Consider the following 4,462-nt stretch of genomic DNA (forward strand, 5'->3'; position numbering starts at 1 on the left):
GCCCACCTCCCCGGCCTTCCGCCCCTGGACGGCGCGCTCCCCACCCTCGCCTAACGGCAGCACGGCGGCAGGCACTTTCCGCCCCTGGTCGAGCGCTGCCGGCTGAGGAAGTTCGTGAAGGCGCGCACGGCCGGCGGACGCCGGCTCCTGTGCACGCCGGGTGTCGGCGGAGGACGGCTCATGAACACCCGGGCGGTCAACGGAGAACGGCTCCTGAGCGCGCGAGCGATCGGCCGAAGAGGGCCCGTGAGCACGCCGGCCGTCGGCCGAAGACGCCTCATGAACATGCGGACGATCAACGGAAGCCGGTTCGTGGGCACGCGGACGGTCGGCGAAAGCCGGCTGGTGGGCCAGTGGGCGATCGACCGAGGACGCCCTCTGGGCACGCGAGCCGTCAGCCGAGGAAGCGCCCTGAGCGTGGGCCTGATCGGGAACGCGGGTCTTGGCCACGGCAAGGATCACGGCGGGTCTCCGCCGAGGCGGTGCCGTAGCCGCCGGGACGCTGTCGTCCTCGCCTGGCACGCCACCGACCCCCACCGCCTCGCCCCCATCCGGAACGGCGACCGCGGTCGCAGCCGTGGTGGCGGCGGGGGGCTGGGGGCGCCGTCCTCCCTCGGTTGCGAGCGCGCGCCTGCGGGCCCAGGCCCCCGCGTGGGCGCCGAGCAGCAGCAGAAGCAGGCCGCCCGCGATGTAGAGGCCGTACTGGCCGATGTTCCCGATCGGGGACTCGCTCGACTGGGCCTTCACGCCATCGGCCTGGACGGGCGCATCCTTACCGTCCTTGGTGCCCGCCGGGGTCAGTCCGTCCGTCTCGCCTTGGTCATCGGCGGTCGGGATCGGGAGGTTGCCGTCCGAGTCGGTGTCGGGGATGGCAGGCAGCTTGGACGTCGTCGTCGGCTTACGGGTGGTCGGCTTGCTCGTGGGCTGGGTCTGCTTCTTGGCGGGCAGGGTCGGCAGTGGATCGACCTTCTTGGTGTCCTTCGGCGTCTGCCGGGTCTTGGTCGTTTCCTTCTTCGGCTGGGCGGCGGGCGGGGCGGGGACGGTGACGTATGCGGGGCCCGAATCGTTCGATCCGATCGATCCGCCGTCGCCGTCGCCCCGGAACGCCTTGACCGTGAACCCCACCTTCTGTCCCGCTGCCTTGGCCGGCACGGCGAGCGCCGCCTCGCACGAGCCACCGGAGCACACGCTGTCCACGGGCAGCCGCCCCACGACGCCGGACTGGGTGTTGGACACCTCGTACGACTGCAGGTCGGGCTCCGAGCCCTTGCTCCAGGTCACGAGGACCTTCGCGGTGCCCTGGAGGCTCGCGTTCACATTGCCCGGGGCCTCGGCGGGCCGCCGCAGCTTGAACGTGCTGTTCGCGTACCTCGTCCCGGTGATCTCACCCTTGAGGGTCACAGTGAAGGTGCCGTTCGGGGCGTTCCCGGCGTCGAACGTACCGGAGATCGTCTGGTTCGCTCCCCCTCCGGCCACCTTCTGCGTGGGTGTGGATGGCCCTTCTACGTACAGGCCCATGCGCAGTTGCATCAGCCCCGTACGCGCGGAGACCGTGACGGACGAGCCCGAGACGACCTGGCCGTCGGAGGGCGAGGTGATCTGCCCGGAGGAGTCGGCTCGCGTCACCGCGGCCGCTTGGGCGGAGCCGCCGAGCACGATGGTTCCAGCCGCGATGATCCCCGCGGCCATCACTCTGCCAACTACCGTCACGACGCTTCCCTCCATCGAGAGCCTCGCGCCACCCGGCCGCCCCGTTCGGGGGCGTTCGGGCGACGACCGGAAGTGCAGTCCGCCCGGCGATACGGTCACCGACCGTCCCCGGCCTCGCACCCTAGCGACTATGTTCCGGCTCTCCCGGACTCCTGTCGCAGATGGCATGGACCGAGGGTAAGCGGAACGTTACGCGAGATATCCAACTCTTGGACACCAAGTCCAAGAAGTCGTGACTTGATTGCGACCTAGCCCCAAGAGCCCCAAAGACCGCACCACGCACCCCCTCTCCGCCACCTTCAAGCCCGCCCCTCCGCCTCCTTCCAAGCCCGACTCTGTGCCGCCGGCGCAGGCCCTGCCGAGACCCTTTCAAGGCCCTCGCGAGTGGAATCCGGCGTTGCTGGGGCAGTGCGAGATCGGGCATATGTCACTGCTCTTGACGGGGGGACACCTCTGCCGGTCCCGCTCGCGATCTGCCGGTAACGGTGCGGGTGCCGACCACGGGCAGCGAGATCGATAACGCGGTCCATACGTCGGCGACCTCGTCGTTGATCTCGCATCGAGTCAGCTGGACGCCGTTCTGGGCGGCCAGTTCGGCTGCCCTGACGCAGGCGCCTTCCGGGTCGAACAGCGCCAGCCGGGCGGCGGCCAGGGCGCTCAGGTCGGCGGCGTTGTTGACGTGATGGCGGGCCACGCGCACGGAGCCCACAGTGGCGAACGCCGTGGCGACGGCCATCAAGAGCCCCATGAGGGCCACGCCCCACAGCGTGGATGAGCCTCGTTCCCTGGAATTGATCGCTACCTCCCTTTGCTCGCTCGACACCGCTCCGGCGACCCTTGGGCGCCATGGAGCCGCTGTTGGGGGCCATGGAGCCGCTGTCTCTAAGGCGGGGCGCGTCGTCATGGGTTCGCGCCTGCCAGAGATGACGTCGTGTGGATCTCGCGGCTCCACGGCTCGGCTTCTCTAGGACATGAGGGTTGTCATGGTTCGGTATCGGCGGTGGCCGAGGCGGATACGCGGACTGCCGGCAGCGAAGGGCCCCATGCTGGCCGTACTTGCACGCTGATCTGCACGCTTGTGATCTCTGTGTCGCGAGTTACGTCTATTTGAGCGTCTGGGCGGGTGGCCGAGCGGGCGGCATCGCGGACCTGGTCCAGCGGCTCACCCCTGGCTGCGGCCCGGGCGGCCGCGCGGGCCGCGTCCACGCATTCCAACTGGGCGCCTACGGCCTGGATGGCCCATAGTGCGGCCGCCAGGACGACCATGAGCGCGGGCAGCACCGCGGCGGTCTCAGCCGTCACCGAACCGCGCGATGCCTGCCGCTTGCCGTCGCTGGATGTCCGCGCAGGGCGGAGGATCATCCGTTCGTCTTGAGCGCACGGTCGATGAGGGACGACAGCATTTCCTGGACCTCTGGGCTACTGACCACCTTGAAGAGGAGCGCTGCGAAGGCACAGGCCGCGATCGTTCCTACGGCGTATTCGGCTGTGGACATGCCTCGTTCCCCATTGGCGGCCGCGTAGTGAAGCCACCTGTTGGACCGCCGTCGCGGGCTCCGAGGCGCTGTGCGGTTATTGGGCGCGGTGGTCGATGGCTGGTTCGGAAGAGCGTTGGAGGTTACTGGCTGCTTGGAGGCTGTGTGGATGTGGACGTGCTCTGTGGACTCGCGGGCGGTGTGAGCGGCTTCTGCGGCGTGGGGAGGCGCTGTGTCTGGACCTGAGATGCGAGGCCCTGTGCCTTCGCGTGGGGTGGCGTGGGCCGGGTGCTGGGTGGCCGTGCAAGCTGTGTTGTCGGGTGTGCTGGTGTGCGTGCTGTTGGAATTCACCTTGCGGGCTGCGCTGTTCGGCGACGTGGGGAAGGCGGCTTCTGGGGTGGCGTTGATGTTGTCTGGCGGGTTGGCGGGACTATGCATCGTGCCTCCAGGTGCTCGGCGGAGCCGGGGTCTTGTCCGGCGGGAGTCTTAGGTTCGCCGAGACAGGGTGAGGGTCGATGCGCCGAGCGCAGTTCTGTGGATTGGCGAGGACGGCGAGTTCTCCCTGTGGATAACTGTCGCTATGGGAGGACGATCGTGGAGGCGAGGCCGGCTACTACCGGGATGATGCCGAGCAGAACGAACGCCGGTAGGAAGCACAGGCCCAAGGGCGCCACTGCCTTTACGCCGACCCGCCTGGCCGAGGCGACGGACGCGGCTCTGGCGGCCTCACGGGCGTCGTCGGCCAGGCGGGTCAGGACGTCCGCCACGGGAGCGCCGCTCTGAGCCGCCCTGCTCATGGCCCGAGACAGTTGGCCCATGGCGGGGTCCTTGGCGAGGGTGGCCCAGGTGGGCTCGGGGTCGGCCCCAAGGCGGAGCTGGCTGCTCACCCAGGTCAGCCGTTGGCCGAGCGGGCCGCCGATCGCGTCGGCCGCGATCTCGGTGGCGGCGCTCACCGGGCGTCCGGCGAGCAGGCAGGCGGTCATCAGGTCTGCCGCGAACGGTAGATCTTCGACGATTCGTTCGCGCTCGTGCTGGAGCTGCGTGGGTTCCTTCCTGCGGAGGTATATCCCCGCGGCGGGGGCGACCAGGAGACCGGCGAGAATTCCGACACTGCCGCCGATCAAAAGGGCTGTCGTCAGCCCTGCGCATGTAGCGGTGATGATCGTCTTGCGGGTGATCGGTCGTGGCTGTTCGCCGGTGGGATTGAGCCAGGTTGGGTTGGACTGCTCGGTGTCCGGGTCTCGTATGGATGGGCTGGGGAGGTGGCCGTGGGGGTT

The 4,462-nt window shown here is 69.2% G+C and carries 5 protein-coding genes; all 5 read right to left on the reverse strand.

From position 1 onward, the window contains the following. On the reverse strand, nucleotides 1–1,710 hold a 1,710-nt coding region (locus tag EJK15_RS67785; protein WP_138720684.1), incomplete at its 3' end, for a hypothetical protein. 427 nt (nucleotides 1,711–2,137) lie between these two features. After that, nucleotides 2,138–2,614: an Rv3654c family TadE-like protein gene (locus EJK15_RS67790; protein ID WP_138720685.1), complete on the reverse strand. Its 477-nt coding sequence runs from the start codon at nucleotides 2,612–2,614 to the stop codon at nucleotides 2,138–2,140. A 77-nt stretch (nucleotides 2,615–2,691) separates the two neighbouring features. Then, nucleotides 2,692–3,012, reverse strand: coding sequence for a TadE family type IV pilus minor pilin (locus EJK15_RS67795; RefSeq protein ID WP_240778119.1), 321 nt, complete (start codon nucleotides 3,010–3,012; stop codon nucleotides 2,692–2,694). A 56-nt stretch (nucleotides 3,013–3,068) separates the two neighbouring features. Further along, on the reverse strand, nucleotides 3,069–3,623 hold the full coding sequence (locus EJK15_RS77025; RefSeq protein ID WP_276615620.1) for a DUF4244 domain-containing protein: 555 nt from the start codon (nucleotides 3,621–3,623) through the stop codon (nucleotides 3,069–3,071). A 140-nt stretch (nucleotides 3,624–3,763) separates the two neighbouring features. Continuing rightward, a partial coding sequence (locus EJK15_RS67805) for a type II secretion system F family protein (RefSeq protein ID WP_338089978.1) occupies nucleotides 3,764–4,462 on the reverse strand: 699 nt, incomplete at its 5' end.

Source organism: Nonomuraea basaltis (assembly GCF_005893125.1).
Classification (GTDB): Bacteria; Actinomycetota; Actinomycetes; order Streptosporangiales; family Streptosporangiaceae; genus Nonomuraea; species Nonomuraea basaltis.

Bases quoted from the DNA above. Each gene is read 5' to 3' on its own strand.
- EJK15_RS77025 (WP_276615620.1), bottom strand. From the start codon at position 3,623: ATGCATAGTCCCGCCAACCCGCCAGACAACATCAACGCCACCCCAGAA.
- EJK15_RS67790 (WP_138720685.1), bottom strand. From the start codon at position 2,614: ATGACGACGCGCCCCGCCTTAGAGACAGCGGCTCCATGGCCCCCAACA.